This window comes from Bacteroides sp. NGMCC 1.200775 (assembly GCF_040798045.1).
Classification (GTDB): domain Bacteria; phylum Bacteroidota; class Bacteroidia; order Bacteroidales; family Bacteroidaceae; genus Bacteroides; species Bacteroides hominis.
The window spans coordinates 438,465-454,629 of record NZ_JASCQK010000001.1; the positions used below are offsets into that span (position 1 = coordinate 438,465).

At 43.3% G+C, this 16,165-nt stretch carries 16 protein-coding genes; 3 read left to right on the forward strand and 13 right to left on the reverse strand.

Annotated elements, in window-relative coordinates; translation table 11 throughout:
* Nucleotides 1-14: 14 nt before the first annotated feature.
* From atpA to purT, 9 genes are all read right to left on the reverse strand, one after another.
* A complete protein-coding gene (gene atpA, locus QK890_RS01940; RefSeq protein ID WP_032539335.1) occupies nt 15-1,598 on the reverse strand; it encodes a F0F1 ATP synthase subunit alpha in 1,584 nt (527 codons plus the stop codon).
* 13 nt (nt 1,599-1,611) lie between these two features.
* Nucleotides 1,612-2,172 (reverse strand): F0F1 ATP synthase subunit delta, encoded by a 561-nt coding sequence (locus QK890_RS01945; protein WP_005777534.1) that lies wholly within the window; start codon nt 2,170-2,172, stop codon nt 1,612-1,614.
* Between the two features lie 6 nt (nt 2,173-2,178).
* Complete coding sequence (gene atpF / locus QK890_RS01950; RefSeq protein ID WP_005777532.1) at nt 2,179-2,676, reverse strand: F0F1 ATP synthase subunit B; 498 nt, start codon at nt 2,674-2,676, stop codon at nt 2,179-2,181.
* A gap of 15 nt (nt 2,677-2,691) precedes the next feature.
* Nucleotides 2,692-2,949 carry an ATP synthase F0 subunit C gene (gene atpE / locus QK890_RS01955; RefSeq protein WP_005777530.1) on the reverse strand — a complete coding sequence of 86 codons (258 nt, stop codon included), beginning with the start codon at nt 2,947-2,949 and terminating at the stop codon, nt 2,692-2,694.
* Between the two features lie 26 nt (nt 2,950-2,975).
* The gene (gene atpB, locus QK890_RS01960) at nt 2,976-4,127 is read right to left on the reverse strand and encodes a F0F1 ATP synthase subunit A (protein WP_005805725.1); all 1,152 of its coding nucleotides are present in this window, start codon (nt 4,125-4,127) and stop codon (nt 2,976-2,978) included.
* A complete protein-coding gene (locus QK890_RS01965; RefSeq protein ID WP_032529940.1) occupies nt 4,111-4,539 on the reverse strand; it encodes a hypothetical protein in 429 nt (142 codons plus the stop codon). The genes atpB and QK890_RS01965 overlap by 17 nt, the downstream gene beginning before the upstream one ends.
* 30 nt (nt 4,540-4,569) lie before the next feature.
* Entirely contained in the window at nt 4,570-4,815 is a 246-nt protein-coding gene (atpC, locus tag QK890_RS01970; protein ID WP_005805723.1) for an ATP synthase F1 subunit epsilon, read from the reverse strand.
* Nucleotides 4,816-4,826: 11 nt separating this feature from the next.
* A complete protein-coding gene (gene atpD / locus QK890_RS01975; RefSeq protein WP_005777517.1) occupies nt 4,827-6,344 on the reverse strand; it encodes a F0F1 ATP synthase subunit beta in 1,518 nt (505 codons plus the stop codon).
* A gap of 570 nt (nt 6,345-6,914) precedes the next feature.
* Complete coding sequence (gene purT, locus QK890_RS01980) at nt 6,915-8,081, reverse strand: formate-dependent phosphoribosylglycinamide formyltransferase (protein ID WP_005777515.1); 1,167 nt, start codon at nt 8,079-8,081, stop codon at nt 6,915-6,917.
* Between the two features lie 646 nt (nt 8,082-8,727).
* On the opposite strand from purT, the gene QK890_RS01985 reads away from it, so the two are divergent.
* Nucleotides 8,728-8,973: an RNA-binding protein gene (locus tag QK890_RS01985; RefSeq protein ID WP_005805721.1), complete on the forward strand. Its 246-nt coding sequence runs from the start codon at nt 8,728-8,730 to the stop codon at nt 8,971-8,973.
* Nucleotides 8,974-9,038: 65 nt separating this feature from the next.
* Here QK890_RS01985 and QK890_RS01990 read toward each other — a convergent pair whose 3' ends face one another.
* Nucleotides 9,039-10,556, reverse strand: coding sequence for a DUF4301 family protein (locus QK890_RS01990; protein ID WP_005777505.1), 1,518 nt, complete (start codon nt 10,554-10,556; stop codon nt 9,039-9,041).
* A gap of 107 nt (nt 10,557-10,663) precedes the next feature.
* On the opposite strand from QK890_RS01990, the gene QK890_RS01995 reads away from it, so the two are divergent.
* Nucleotides 10,664-12,877 (forward strand): bifunctional (p)ppGpp synthetase/guanosine-3',5'-bis(diphosphate) 3'-pyrophosphohydrolase, encoded by a 2,214-nt coding sequence (locus QK890_RS01995; RefSeq protein WP_005805717.1) that lies wholly within the window; start codon nt 10,664-10,666, stop codon nt 12,875-12,877.
* Nucleotides 12,878-12,879: 2 nt separating this feature from the next.
* Nucleotides 12,880-13,266: a diacylglycerol kinase family protein gene (locus tag QK890_RS02000; RefSeq protein ID WP_022011731.1), complete on the forward strand. Its 387-nt coding sequence runs from the start codon at nt 12,880-12,882 to the stop codon at nt 13,264-13,266.
* 80 nt (nt 13,267-13,346) lie between these two features.
* Here QK890_RS02000 and QK890_RS02005 read toward each other — a convergent pair whose 3' ends face one another.
* The 3 genes from QK890_RS02005 to QK890_RS02015 form a co-directional block, all read right to left on the reverse strand.
* On the reverse strand, nt 13,347-14,513 hold the full coding sequence (locus tag QK890_RS02005) for an MFS transporter (RefSeq protein ID WP_005777500.1): 1,167 nt from the start codon (nt 14,511-14,513) through the stop codon (nt 13,347-13,349).
* A gap of 7 nt (nt 14,514-14,520) precedes the next feature.
* On the reverse strand, nt 14,521-15,342 hold the full coding sequence (gene panB / locus QK890_RS02010; protein WP_005777498.1) for a 3-methyl-2-oxobutanoate hydroxymethyltransferase: 822 nt from the start codon (nt 15,340-15,342) through the stop codon (nt 14,521-14,523).
* 91 nt (nt 15,343-15,433) lie between these two features.
* Nucleotides 15,434-16,162 carry an alpha/beta hydrolase gene (locus QK890_RS02015; protein WP_367627139.1) on the reverse strand — a complete coding sequence of 243 codons (729 nt, stop codon included), beginning with the start codon at nt 16,160-16,162 and terminating at the stop codon, nt 15,434-15,436.
* Between the last annotated feature and the right edge of the window lie 3 nt (nt 16,163-16,165).

Sequence of the window (16,165 nt, forward strand, 5' to 3'; positions counted from 1 at the left end):
TTTATGGTTTATAATTAACTAAACTGTTTCGCAACCATCGTTGCTGTTTCCTCAATCGCTTTCGTTACTTCATCATTGATTACTCCTGTCTTCAATACGTCCAGTACATCCGACTGATGCTCAAGAGCGAGTGTATTGAGAAATGCCGCCTCAAAGTCTTCTACCTTATCCAGTGGAACATTTCTCAGCAATCCGTTGATACCACAATAGAGAATCGCAATCTGCTTCTCTACCGGCATCGGAGAATATTGAGGTTGAACCAATAAACGGGCATTCTTTTGTCCTTTGTCAATGGTCAGTGCGGTAACCGGATCCATGTCTCCGCTAAATTTGGAGAATGCTTCCAGTTCACGATATTGCGCCTGGTCTATTTTTAACGTACCGGCCACTTTTTTCATAGCCTTAATCTGAGCATTACCTCCCACACGGGAAACTGAGATACCGACATTGATAGCCGGACGGTTACCCTGATTGAATAAATCCGTATCAAGGAAAATCTGACCGTCTGTGATGGAAATCACATTAGTCGGAATATAGGCAGAAACGTCTCCGGCCTGTGTTTCGATAATAGGCAATGCCGTCAGTGAACCTCCGCCTTTCACTTTTCCTTTCAGACTCTCGGGCAGGTCGTTCATTTCACGAGCCACCTCTTCCTGATTGATAATCTTGGCTGCACGTTCCAGCAAACGGGAATGCAAATAGAAGATATCACCCGGATAAGCTTCACGACCGGAAGGACGACGGAGAATCAAAGATACTTCACGATAAGATACCGCCTGTTTGGACAAGTCATCATAAACCACCAACGCATGACGACCGGTATCACGGAAATACTCACCGATAGCAGCCCCTGCAAACGGAGCGAAATATTGAAGTGCAGCAGGATCTCCGGCTGTGGCAGCTACTACAATAGTGTAATCCATCGCACCATATTGGCGTAAAGTATTCACAATAGAAGCCACTGTAGATCCTTTCTGTCCGATAGCTACATAAATGCAATATACCGGATCGCCCGCTTCGTAATTACTACGCTGGTTTATTATCGTATCAATGGCTATCGATGTTTTTCCCGTCTGCCGGTCACCGATAATCAACTCACGCTGTCCACGACCGATAGGAATCATTGCATCAACTGCTTTCAGACCTGTTTGCAACGGCTGATTTACCGGCTGACGATAGATTACCCCCGGAGCTTTACGCTCCAAAGGCATTTCATAGAGTTCACCGCCGATCAATCCTTTTCCGTCCAACGGTTCTCCCAACGGATCGATAACGCGTCCCAACATACTTTCTCCCACACGGATAGAAGCGATTCGTTTGGTACGTTTCACTGTGAAACCTTCCTTGATCTTATCCGTAGGTCCGAGCAAGACGGCACCCACATTATCTTCTTCCAGGTTCATAACAATGGCCTTGATACCATTATCAAACTCAAGCAGTTCGTTGGCCTCGGCATTGCGCAGACCGTAAATACGTACCACACCATCACTCACCTGCAGCACCGTACCGATTTCATCAAGCTGCACCTTGGTCTCGATTCCTTCAAGCTGTTGGCGCAGAATCTCAGATACTTCGCTTACTCTTATATTTTCAGACATAATTTTTCACTAATTATACAATTCTTCGATTCTTATCAATGAACTGTTGTTTCACTTTCTTCAACTGTGTAGCGATACTGGCATCAAGTCGGTAATCGTTAATATCGAAAACAAAGCCACCTTCTATAGAAGGGTCGATCACTGTTTCCAACTCCATATACGCATGCAAAATATGTGCAGCAGTTTGTCGGATACGCTCTTCAGTAGCCTTATCTACCGGGACAGCAGTGATCAGTTTACCTACACCAATATGCTTCTTCTTCCGGTAAAGATCCAGATACATCAGACTCATGAATTGCAGATAAGTCTCCCTTCTCTCCTTGAGTACCAGACGGACAAAACGAATAAACTCTTCACTCGGTTTATTGTCTCCATCGGCTGCCGTACAGATCAGACTGAACTTTTCGTCAACAGAAACAATGGGATTATCAAGTACGGCACAAAATCCCTTCACTGTACGGAAACTGTGTGCCAGCGTGACAAGTTCATGATATAGCCTGTCTTCCGCTCCTCTCTCTTCCGCATAAGCCATCAGAGCTTTCGCATACCGCATTGAAATTATTCCGACTTCCATTTTCTCTTAGTTCTTCGTTAATACTTCATCAAGCATACGGTCTATCATTCCCATCTGCTCTTGTTTATCAGCCAGATTCTTACGAATAACTTTCTCAGCTATATCCACAGATAGAAGAGCTACCTGACGACGAATATCGCGTATGGCTTCTTCCTTTTCAATCTGAATCTGTCGTTTCACTTCGTCCAGTTCTTTCTGGGCAGCTATTTCAGCTTGTTTGCGGGCCTCGTAAATAATTTTCTCACGTTCCTGCATAGCCTCTTTCATGATACGTCCCTGTTCCTTATTAGCGGCAGCCACAATAGCTTCGCCCTCCTCTTTCAGTCGTGACAACTGGGCGTTTGCTTCTCTGGCTACCTCCAATGATTCGTCGATATAGGTTTTACGGCCTTCCACCATCTTAATGATGACGGGGAAGCCGTATTTAGCCAATACCGCGAATACAATTCCAAAAGAAAGGAGCATCCAGAATATCAGGCCACTATCGGGTAGTAACAATGACATAATCTTCTTTGTTTATTATAAGAAAAGTACTAACAGACAAACAACCAATGCCAACAATGCCACACCTTCTACCAAAGCAGCAGCAATAATCATATTCATACGAATATCTCCCGATGCCTCCGGTTGACGTGCAATACCTTCCATGGCCGAGCCACCAATCTTACCAATACCGATACCTGCTCCGATAACAGCTAAACCAGCTCCGAGGGCAGCTCCCAATTTACTCAATCCTACTCCTGCAGCAGCAGCTTGCAATAATACTGATAGTAACATAATTTTCAGTTTTAAAATGGTTTATATTATTCTTTTACTTCTTCTTTTTTACCGCCTTCCTGAGCCAGTCCGATAAATACAGCCGATAACATTGTAAACACATAGGCCTGAATAAAGGCAACCAACACTTCGAGCAAATTCATAAAGATGTTGAACAGCACCGAAGCCACCGTAAGCGAACCGTTAATGGCAGGCCCCATACTTGCCGATATAAATATCAAACAGGTAAGAACCAACATAGCCATGTGTCCGGACAACATATTGGCAAACAAACGGATCATCAATGCGAACGGTTTCGTAAATACACCGAAAAATTCGATAAATGGCATCATGGGTATAGGCACTTTCAGCCACCAGGGAACATCGGGCCAGAAAACATCTTTCCAGTAGTGTTTCGTCCCGAATATATTAACGATGACAAATGTAAATAAAGCCAATACCAGCGTTATAGCGATATTTCCGGTCACATTCGCTCCTCCCGGGAAAATCGGTATCAGTCCCATGATGTTATTGATGAAAATAAAGAAAAAGGCTGTCAACAAATAAGGAGCGAACTTTTTATAGTTAGGCCCTACACAACTCTTAATCACATCATCATGGATCATCATAATAAACATCTCCATAAAACCGACAAATCCGCCAGGGGCATAAGCCCCCTGTTCACGCTTACGATACCAATGCGCCACACTAAGGATGATTATTAATAAGATAGCACTATTGATAAATAGAGATAAAGTAACCTTAGTAATAGAAATATCCCATGGTCGAACCTCTTCTCCCGCCGCATTACGTTCTACAATTTTGCCTTCGTACCTGCTTCCGGCAGGAGCGATATAGAATCCTTCGTATTTACCGTCATTCTCTTCAAGGCGCGATGACAAAAAAGCATGCCAACCCGAAGTTTCGCTATATACGATAATCGGCAATGGAATACAGATAGAGGTTTTTCCTATATTTGTGATGTGCCATTCGTAGGAGTCGCCGATATGACCGAATACAATGCCTTTTACATCTACCTGATTTGCCTCCTGATTGATTGTGTCTTTCCCCACAATAATCTCTTGCTGTAAAGCAGTGGCGGTATCGCCCTCCACAGGCTCTTGTGCAGAGACCATAACAGGCAACATACCTCCTATCAGGATCAACATTCCGGTAACTATGTTACGCAACTGTTTCATATTTTTTTGATTTCTTTTTTAGTTTCTGATTCCATTCGAAAACGAAGAAAAACCAGCTTTCATATATAAGGTAGCCCAGATAGAATGCCAGAAATGTCAGCAGAAATTCCACAGCAGAATCGGGCACAGCCACACAGTAGATTATCAACAGAAAGACTGATATAATCATCTTCAGAACCTTTGCTATCAAAAAAAGCATCACCATCTTGTCCGGTGCATGACGCCTGCAGGCATCAAACATATAAATGTAAAATACACCGAATATATAAAAGTATACCGGTATCAACGGATAACCTCCGAAATAGTGTCCGGGCTCAAGATAATGCAAAACCAAAGCTCCCAACCCACCTCCGACAAGAGTCAAAATGGTAAGATAACTCAGGAAATTGCGTTTTGTAATGCTCATATTCATAGTAAAAACAGGTTCTTGTGTGGATCAAGGTCAGGATACACAAACGGAAGCTTCTCCGTTACTTAGCTCCACAAAACCGCTGTGAATATCCAACGTATGCTCTTCGCCATCCGTTGTCGTGTAACTGACTGTTCCTTCTTGCAGAGAAGAGACAATCGGCGCATGCTGCGCCAAAATGGAAAATACCCCACTGGTTCCCGGAAGAGTAACACTCTTCACTTCACCATCAAATACCTCCTTTTCCGGCGATACAATATTCAAATGCAGTTCTTTCATGATTCCTTATTTTATTTATTGGCTTGCTCAAGCAACTTCTTACCCTTTTCAATAGCTTCTTCTATCGTACCTACATTTAAGAATGCCGGTTCGGGCAGATAATCCACTTCACCGTCCAAAATCATCTTAAACCCTTTGATGGTGTCTTCAATAGAGACCATTGCTCCCGGCACACCGGTAAACTGTTCGGCTACAGTAAACGGCTGAGACAGGAAACGTTGTACCCTGCGCGCACGGTTCACAACCAAACGATCGGCATCGGACAGCTCCTCCATACCCAAGATGGAAATGATATCCTGCAATTCCTTGTTTCGTTGCAGAATCTGCTTCACACGCTGAGCCACATCATAATGCTCTTGCCCCACAATATGTGGGTCAAGGATACGAGAAGTAGATTCCAACGGGTCTACAGCCGGATAAATTCCGAGTTCAGTGATTTTTCGACTCAATACAGTTGTTGCATCCAAGTGAGTAAAAGTGGTTGCCGGTGCAGGGTCGGTCAAGTCGTCAGCCGGCACATATACAGCCTGCACCGAAGTGATGGAGCCCGTCTTGGTTGAAGTGATTCGCTCTTGCATAGCACCCATTTCCGTAGCTAATGTAGGTTGATAACCTACGGCAGAAGGCATACGTCCTAACAAAGCTGAGACCTCGGATCCTGCCTGAGTAAAACGGAAAATATTATCAATGAAAAACAAGATATCCCTGGCACCCGACTTGGCCCCCATATCCCGGAAAGATTCGGCAACAGTCAGTCCCGACAGCGCAACCGAAGCACGTGCACCGGGAGGTTCATTCATTTGTCCGAACACCAATGTAGCCTGCGATTTCTCTACTTCGTTATAATCTACTTTCGAAAGGTCCCAGTGTCCTTTTTCCATACTTTCTTTAAAAGCCTCTCCATAACGGATTACACCCGATTCAATCATTTCACGAAGCAAGTCATTACCTTCACGGGTACGTTCTCCTACCCCGGCAAATACGGAAAAACCATTATGCTTCTTTGCAATGTTATTGATGAGTTCCATAATAAGTACCGTCTTACCTACTCCGGCACCACCAAACAGACCAATTTTACCTCCTTTTGAATAAGGTTCAAGCAGGTCGATCACCTTTATTCCGGTGAACAACACTTCCTGTACGGTGGTTAAATCTTCAAATTTTGGGGGATCACGGTGAATGGAATAGGCACCCTCACGATTGAGTTCTTTCATTCCGTCAATAGAATCGCCGACTACGTTCATCAAACGTCCTTTGATTTGTTCACCTACCGGCATTGTGATAGGACCTCCTGTAGGAAATACCTTCATCCCGCGTTGTAAGCCGTCGGTACTATCCATGGCCACGGTACGAACAGTATTTTCACCAATGTGTTGTTGTACTTCTACAATCAGCTTTTTGCCGTTGTGCCTTTTTATCTCCAATGCGTCGTGGATACTTGGCAATATCAAGTCCGATTCTGTACCTTCAAAATACACATCGACCACAGGGCCAATTACCTGAGAGATATGTCCTATAATCTGTGACATAAGCAATCTTTTTATATATTATTCTTCTAATACTCTAAAGCGTTATAGCATGGTAAGTCGCGTTTTTACCAGTTTCACTATTAACATAACGTTCGATATTCGGTTTTGTTCACACAGATAGTTAAACAAACAACTTCGCAAATGTAGAAACTTTTTTTTCCCGTTGTACCATTTTTCTATATTTTCTCTTTAGATAACATTCATTAAACTTACAGCAGCGTGAAAATGAACATTATTAGTGCCCTTTTTACTGTTATACAAAGCATGTTCAGGCAAATAGGCACTGTTCTCAATCTAACAAGGCGACCTATCGAGTTTTCAAGTACCTATAGTGTTTTCAGTCAATTAGTCAAATGTTAGATAGTACAACATGCAACGAGTTTTATATTGATAAAAGAGAGTTGTGTTTGAGGGTCATTTTTCGGTCTCTGCAGACTTAACCGGGCAGAGTATTAACAATTGCAAAAGAGCAGAAAAAGACAGAGGCATAGACTAATAAAAAGACAGGTCTCTGCCACTTCTTAAGCGACAAAGACCTGTTATTGGATTTTCAGAAAGAAACCTCCGTATTTAATATACTTCTACTTTATCAGCTATTCGTTTTGCCTTATCACGCAAAGCATCCAGATCAGAACCGTTCGGAGCATAACAGAGTACTACCCCCATACGACGATTCACACGTGTATATGGCTTACCAAATATACGCAGATAGGTGTCCTCTTCTATGGTAACTTCCTCCATGCCTCTATACTGCGGACGTTCCTGGCTGGCAATCGGTGAAAGAATAACAGCACTCGCTCCTATTCTCTCCTGCTTTATACCCGGAATGGGTAATCCTAATACGGCACGTAAGTGAAGTTCAAATTCATTCAGGTTTTGTGTTCCCGCCAATGTTACCATTCCTGTATCGTGCGGACGCGGAGACAGTTCTGAGAAGTAAACCCCATTTTCATGACTCAGGAAGAATTCAACTCCCCATAATCCGGCACCGGTCAATGCGCGGGTTACTTTTTCAGCCATCTCTTCCGCTTCCTTCAGATGTGCCGGGTCAATGTGTGCGGGCTGAAAACTTTCACGATAGTCTCCTCCCTTCTGTACATGTCCGATAGGTGGACAAAATAGTGTCGGACCATTCTTCTGAGTTACCGTGAGCAAAGTTATTTCACTATCGAATTTGATAAACTCTTCAATAATCAGTTCACGAATATCTCCGCGGCTGCCGCTACAACCATACTCCCAGGCATGCTCCAACTCAGCAGCACTTTTTACCAGCGACTGCCCTTTGCCCGATGATGACATTAAAGGCTTCACAACACAGGGAAAACCTATCTTCGCAGCAGCTTCCTTCAATTCCTCCAACGATTTGGCATAATAGTATTTCGCAGTTTTCAGCCCCAATTCCTTAGCGGCCAAATCACGGATGGCTTTGCGGTTCATGGTATAATTCACTGCACGGGCACTCGGCACTACCTGAATGCCTTCCTTCTCGAAATCGTATAAACGTTCCGTGCGGATGGCTTCAATTTCGGGGACGATAATATCCGGCCGGTGTTTCTTTACAATACGCTCCAGTTCTTCACCGTTCAGCATATCGAAAACTTCATATTCATCGGCTACCTGCATAGCAGGTGCTCCGGCATACGAATCACAAGCAATGGTGTATTGACCTTTACGTTGAGCAGAAATTACAAACTCCTTTCCCAGTTCGCCCGATCCGAGTAAAAGTATTTTCTTCATGATTGAATATTTTAAGATATAATGACGCAAAAATACTACTTTTCTTCCAATAAATCCCGAACGAGCTACTAAATGATTGCAATAAAGGAAAGAAAAAGGGAACAGTATAAAAAATGATTAACAAGTAAAAGGTCTGCAAAACATATTCAAGAGAAAACTCTCCTCCTAAAAGAAGAATGGAGTATTTTCACTTCATAGAACATCACTGATTTTCAACCACTTAAAGCACACATAGAAAGGGATTATACGAAGTTAATATCGTATTTGCAGGAAGTTAACTTCTCGACTTTACGATATTAACTTCGTATAATTACGTTATTAACATCGTATACAACAGGATGTTAACTTCATAAACGGCATAAAATAATTTCTAATATAGAGACAAATACAAGAATGGGTGGCCAAAACAAAGTGTTAATTATTGGTCTAATTACACAAAAAAGAATATTTAAAAGGATGAAAAGAACCGAATATAGCATATTATCCGGAATTAATGCCTTACTTTGCAAAACCAAACAATAAGAGGTTTTTATTGGTCTAACTCTCACATGTATTTCCTCAATGTTCGCATTGAGAACTTTCATTTCTGATTTACACTTCCTAAAGCTTTATTGTTATTTTATTAATTTTTTATTTTTGTATATTTATGAATATGTACATTGGAAATCTTAGCTATAATGTTAAGGAGTCAGATTTGAGACAAGTTATGGAAGAGTATGGAACAGTAGAATCAGTAAAACTGATCACAGATCGCGAAACAAGAAGATCTAAAGGTTTTGCTTTTGTTGAAATGCCGGAATCTTCAGAAGCCAGCAATGCCATTAAAGAATTGAACGGAGCAGAATATGCCGGTCGTCCGATGGTAGTAAAAGAAGCTTTACCAAGAAACTGATCTGATAAGCAATAGAATAAGAGAAAAGGGATGTCAATTGACATCCCTTTTTATTTCTCCCTCGACTATTGGTGTTGTTCACGCAACAGATCATTTACCGTCTTCACCGGATTAAATGTAGAAAGCGGAACTTCCACAAATACCGTACTCCAATCACTCATGGCACCATTCCACAAGCCGGGAAGCTCAAGAGCTTTCAAGTCTTTACCACTCTTCGACTTATAAGATATGAAGCCTGTGGCTTTATCCACGTATCTTACCAGATCAAACTTATGTCCTTTGTAATCACGTACCGCACAAACCAAATCTACCGGATTGAAGTGGGTACCTTTCTCAAACATTTCTTTAGCTTCCGGATTATTCATATCGATCTGTGAACTTTCAAGGATTTGCAATGAAATCGTTCCGTCACTGTTATAAGCAAGGAACGGACCGCCACCCGGTTCACCCACATTCTTCACCATACCACAAACACGCATCGGGCGGTTCAATTTATTCTTCAGATAGATGACCAATTCAGCATCTTCCAGATCCTTCGTTTCTGGATTCTTGCAGAAAAGTTTCTTCTGCACAAATTGCAGAATATCCATTACCTGTTCGTGTGTGTAACGACCGCTATCCAAAAGTTCCAGATATTCAAAAGCCTGCTTCTGGAGGGATACAAGTACACCGGCAATCAATTTCTTATAAAGCACCGTATCACCTTTTAATCTGTCCGGAACGACATTATCTATATTCTTAATAAAAATCACATCCGCATCCAAATCGTTCAGGTTCTCAATCAGTGCTCCATGACCACCGGGGCGGAACAAAAGCTTGCCATTATCGCGGAAAGGCTGGTTTTCCATATCAGCGGCAATCGTATCAGTACTTGGTTTCTGCTCGGAAAAACTAATATTATAATCTACTCCATAACGTTTGGCAAAGGCATCGGCTTTTTCGGCTACCAATGATTTAAAGAGTTCACGATGTTCGGTTGAAACAGTAAAGTGGACATTCACCTTTCCGCTTTTACCGGCAGCGTACATAGCACCCTCCGCCAAATGTTCTTCAAGCGGAGTACGTGAGCCTTCTTCGTACTTATGGAACTTGAGCAAACCTTTCGGAAGTGCACCATAGTTTAATCCCGCTACGTTCAGCAATCCTGAAACAACTGCCTTGTAGTCGCCATCTGCAATCAAACCAGGAATATCTTTACCTTCTATCCTCATACAGGCAGTATTCAGATCATCATAGAAAGCAAATTTCTCAATTGAGGCAAAGAACGTTTGTTCGAATTTTGTAGTCGGCTCAGCATAGTCAGCATCCAGAAATTCAAAAAGATTTTTGAACATACGGCTGGCAGCACCCGAAGCGGGTACAAACTTTACAATCGTTTTGTCAGAATTGGTATAAGCATCCCAAGCTGCGAGATAAGCTTTCTGTTCTTCGGCATCAGGAGCCAAAATACCTTTTTCTACAGATGCGGCAGCATCTAATTTCAAATAAGGAAAGCCTTTTTGGAAACAAGTCAACTGTTCAGCGATTTGTACTTCCGAAATGCCTTTTTGGGCAAGCAATTCTTTGTCTTCAGGTGTTATCATACTATCTAATTTTATTAATTCATGCCCAAAAATACAAAAAAAGGAAGAGGACACCCTACAAAACCCGGAAAAAAACTATCTTTACCGACGATAAATTTGAGCTGCTTATGGAAAGAGATGAATTCTTTACGAAAGAAGAGAGAGAATTATTGTTCTCACTATACAAAAAACTACTGCGCCTCACCGGAGAAACCTTACAAAAAGGAGACTGCAGAAAGCTGAAAAAGCACCTTATCGACTCCACACAGAACAATGCGATGCAAAGGGACAGTTTCGGTCTGAATCCTGTCATCAAAGATATGCAGACTGCTGTAATCGTAGCCGAAGAAATCGGTATGAAACGGGCATCTATTCTGGGTATCATGTTACACACACCGGTGCGTTGTCACTCGTATACAATAGAATATATTCAACAGGAGTATGGCGAAGATGTAGCTGGAATTATCCGGGGACTCATTAAGATTAATGACCTTTACGATAAGAGTCCGACTATCGAATCGGAAAATTTCCGTAACCTGTTGTTGTCTTTTGCCGAAGACATGCGTGTGATCCTGATCATGATCGCCGACCGTGTAAACGTGATGCGGCAAATAAAGGATGCCGAGAATGACGAGGCCCGCAGACGAGTGGCTAATGAAGCCGCCTATCTGTACGCTCCGTTGGCTCACAAACTGGGATTGTATAAACTGAAATCGGAGCTGGAAGATTTGTCATTGAAGTACACCGAACATGACATTTATTACCACATCAAAGAGAAACTGAACGAGACGAAAAAGTCACGTGACCGTTATATTGCCAACTTCATCGCTCCGATACAACGGAAACTGGAGGAAGCGGGACTGCATTTTCACATGAAAGGACGCACCAAATCCATTCATTCCATCTATCAGAAAATGAAGAAACAGAAATGCCAGTTCGAAAACGTGTATGACTTATTTGCCATACGTATCATTCTGGAATCCCAGTTCGAAAAAGAAAAGCAGGAATGCTGGCAGGCTTACTCCATTGTGACGGATATGTATCAACCTAATCCGAAACGTCTGCGTGACTGGCTGTCGGTTCCCAAAAGCAATGGTTACGAATCATTGCACATTACTGTAATGGGGCCGGAAGGAAAATGGGTCGAAGTGCAAATCCGTACGGAACGTATGGACGAGATAGCCGAGCGCGGACTGGCCGCACATTGGAGATACAAAGGCGTGAAAGGTGAAAGCGGGCTGGACGAATGGCTGACTTCAATACGCGAAGCATTGGAGAATACAGAAAACGACCTGGAAATGATGGATCAGTTTAAACTGGATCTGTATGAAGACGAGGTATTTGTGTTTACGCCGAAAGGAGACCTCTTCAAACTGGCAAAAGGAGCTACGGTACTCGATTTCGCTTTCCACATTCACAGCAAATTGGGGTGTAAGTGCATCGGTGCAAAGGTAAACGGTAAAAATGTACAGCTGAGACAAAAGTTGAATAGCGGAGACCAGGTAGAGATTATGACATCGAACACACAGACTCCGAAACAGGACTGGCTGAACATTGTCACTACCTCAAAAGCCCGTACGAAGATCCGCCAGGCCCTGAAGGAAATGGTGGCACGCCAGCACGATTTCGCCAAAGAAACATTGGAACGGAAATTCAAAAACCGGAAGATGGAATATGACGAAGCAGTAATGATGCGTCTGATCAAACGCCTGGGATTCAAGAATGTGACAGAGTTTTATCAGAATATTGCCGACGAAGTGCTTGACGTGAACGACATTCTGGATAAATACATCGAACAACAGAAACGGGACGGTGAACGTGATGAAGTGATCTACCGCAGTGCCGAAGAATACAACCTGCAAAACCAGATAGACGAAACCACTGTCACTAAAGAGGATGTACTCGTCATTGACCAAAACCTGAAAGGACTGGACTTCAAGTTGGCCAAATGTTGCAACCCCATATATGGAGACGACGTATTCGGATTTGTCACTGTATCCGGAGGTATCAAGATTCACCGCAACGACTGCCCCAATGCGGGACAGATGCGCGAACGTTTCGGATACCGTATTGTCAAAGCACGCTGGGCCGGAAAATCGGAAGGTACTCAATATCCGATCACACTCCGTGTAGTGGGTCATGATGACATCGGTATTGTGACCAATATCACCTCTATCATATCAAAAGAGAATGGCATCTCACTGCGTTCCATTGGAATTGATTCGAACGACGGACTCTTCTCGGGCACACTGACCATTATGGTGAGTGACACCGGACGACTGGAGGCACTGATTAAAAAGCTACGCACAGTGAAAGGTGTAAAACAGGTTAGCAGAAACTGAGAATGGAAAAATTCAGTATAAAAAAAAGGATACAAAGCTTCGGATATGCCTGGAAAGGCATTCGGAGTTTTGTAAGCAAAGAGCATAATGCCTGGATACACTGTGTGGCAATCATCACAGTAACAATCGCCGGATTTTACTTCGGTATCACCCGGAACGAATGGATAGCCATCATACTTTGTTTCGGAATGGTATTGGCAGCGGAGGGATTCAATACAGCTATAGAAAGATTAGTCAACCTCGTATCCCCGGAACACAATCCGATTGCAGGTGATGTGAAAGATATTGCGGCAGGTGCAGTGCTGATATGTGCCATAGTTGCCGCCATCATAGGAGTCATTATCTTCATGCCTTACGTGCTTGCGGTTTTATTGTGCAACATGGGATAGACAATAAAAACGAACTCCGTAGTTTTGCGACAATTCATCACCAAACTACGGAGTCTGTTTTTCAGATATACATATATCGTTTATCTCACCTTCTTCCTTTTAAAATAAGGATATGTAATCAGGACAAAGAAAGCCAGAGCCACGATTGCCGCCAACAATCCTACCCGACAAACCACATGTTCATTAGCTGTGAGATGTAAGTGACAGGCAGATGCAATACCTAAGCCGACTCCAAGTTCCCATGCAAGTAAATGAGTCGTATTGGCCGTGCCACGCTGGCAATGTTGAGACAGCTTGACAAACATCATCAAGAATTCCGGAGTAACCAATCCAAGTCCTAATCCCATCAATATTGCTGCCGGGACATTCCAACCGGTTTCAGGAGAAAACAACAAAGCCATCGCTCCGATCATTGTTATCAACCCGGTGACTATCTGCAGCCATATCTTGTTATCATAACGGAAAAACAGTCTCACCACCATTACTGACAAGAGAAAACCGACTCCGGCCAAAGCAAAGAAAGGTATCAGTTCACCTCCTACCGGCACATCACTTGGCGCACCGGCAAGCACAGGAAGCAACAATCCGGGCACAAAAGCGATCAACATCAGGTTAAATGCCGGAATAAATCCACGGGGAAGCAGAAAACGGTCCATCGAACAAACCTTCATCCCTATTGGTGCACGGAAAGGCACATATACCCTCGACACAAACAGCATTCCCAAGGCTCCCGATGCGACAGAAACATATAACAGAGTTTCAAAGCCATGTGTCCGGAATAAAAACACTCCCAACGCTGTCCCTATAATCATCCCCAGACGTGCTGCCCAAGAAAAGACTACATTGCCGGCACTGCGAAAAGTGGAATTGGTGACATCAATGGCCAATGTAATGCCTGCCGTAGCAGCCATTCCAAAGGAGATTCCCTGTACCAAGCAAAGCAACAACAGATGTGTGGCACTTTGCACAAGTGTGTAACCGGCAGTCGCCGCTACCATTATCCCAAACGAAAGCATACATATATATTTTCGCTTATAGACATCGACCAGATACGCATGAAACGGGCCGATAAAAAACATGGCAAGCGTAAAAAGTATATATATTCCCCCCGTCTGACTGACTGGCACGCCCAAACGTGAAGCCATCACTACCGGAAGCACAGGGTACAACAGGTACAGGGATATGAACAACAATAAATTAGCAAGGCATATCCGCATAAAATGCAATGTCCATAATTTAGTTGCCATACGACAATTAATATTGTTCTTTCTCGTTCGGGAAGTCGCAGTTCTTTACGTCCGAAACATAGTGGCTGATTGCATCAGTCATCACCGTATAGAGGTCGGCATAACGACGAAGGAAACGGGGGCGGAAACCATTGTTCATACCCAACATGTCCTGAATAACCAATACCTGTCCATCTACATCGCCACCGGCACCAATGCCGATAACCGGAATAGTCAGTTCGCTTGCAACGCGGGCGGCCAATGCTGCGGGAATTTTCTCAAGCACAAGCCCGAAACATCCGGCTTCTTCAAGCAGATGTGCATCACGAATCAGCTTCTCTGCTTCTGCATCATCTTTGGCACGAACGGTATATGTACCGTATTTATTGATAGATTGCGGCATCAGTCCGAGATGTCCCATCACCGGAATACCGGCACTCAGGATACGCTTCACAGTGTCGAGAATCTCTTCGCCACCTTCCAGTTTCAAAGCATCAGCGTGGCTCTCTTTCATAATACGGATAGCCGAAGCAAGCCCTTCCATCTCATTTCCCTGATAAGAACCAAAAGGCATGTCAACTACTACCATTGCACGCTTCACACCGCGCACAACCGATTTACCATGATAAATCATTTGATCGAGAGTAATAGGAAGTGTAGTTACATTACCTGCCATCACATTTGATGCAGAATCGCCTACAAGGATAACATCGATACCGGCACCGTCTACAATCTGCGCCATAGTATAGTCATACGAAGTAAGCATAGATATTTTTTCGCCTCTTTGCTTCATTTCGATCAGGCGATGAGTCGTCACTTTTCTTGTGTCATCTGATATATAACCAGCCATATCCAATCTTTTTAAATTAAAAATCGGGCGCAAAGGTATAACTTTTAATTCATACCATACAAGTAAAAGCGAATAAATTAGCGCGTCCGCATTAAAAGGTCAGCAACCATTTTTGCAGTTCATCAGTCCATAACTTCCTATATATGAAGCTATCACGAAATCCGAAGCTATGTCCGCCTTCCGGATAAATATGCAGTCCGGCAGAAACCCCATGTTTCAATAATGCTGTATAATAGACAATACTGTTGAGAGGAGATACCGCCTGATCATCCTCAGCCAAAACAATGAATGTACGAGGAGTATCGGCTGTGACATGAAGTTCAAGAGATAATGTCTCTTTCAGACTTTCCGGAATAGTTTCTCCCAACATACGTCCGCGTGAAGGCAAATGGGTCAGTCGGTCGTTCATGCTGATAACAGGATAAAGCAATACCTGAAAGTCGGGGCGGTCGGTCCCGGTATAAAGAGTTGCGGCAGTAGCAGCAATATAGCCTCCGATAGAAGCTCCCATAACACCCAGTTGATGGATTCCCCACTCTGCCGACTGGCGGCGGATCAGGCGAATCGCTTCATGAATATCTTCACGAATCACTTCAACATCACCATGAGGCATGCGATAATTCAGTACGGCATATGTGATACCCAGATTATTAAACCATACGGCAAAATCGCGACCTTCATGATCTGAAGCTACTTGATTGAATCCGCCACCGGGACACATAATAATGGCTTTACCTCCTGACTTACGAGCCGGATAAACCCAAAGAGTAGCCGAAGAAGCATCTTTTCCTAATGAATATTCAATAAAACTCCGTTCCATAAC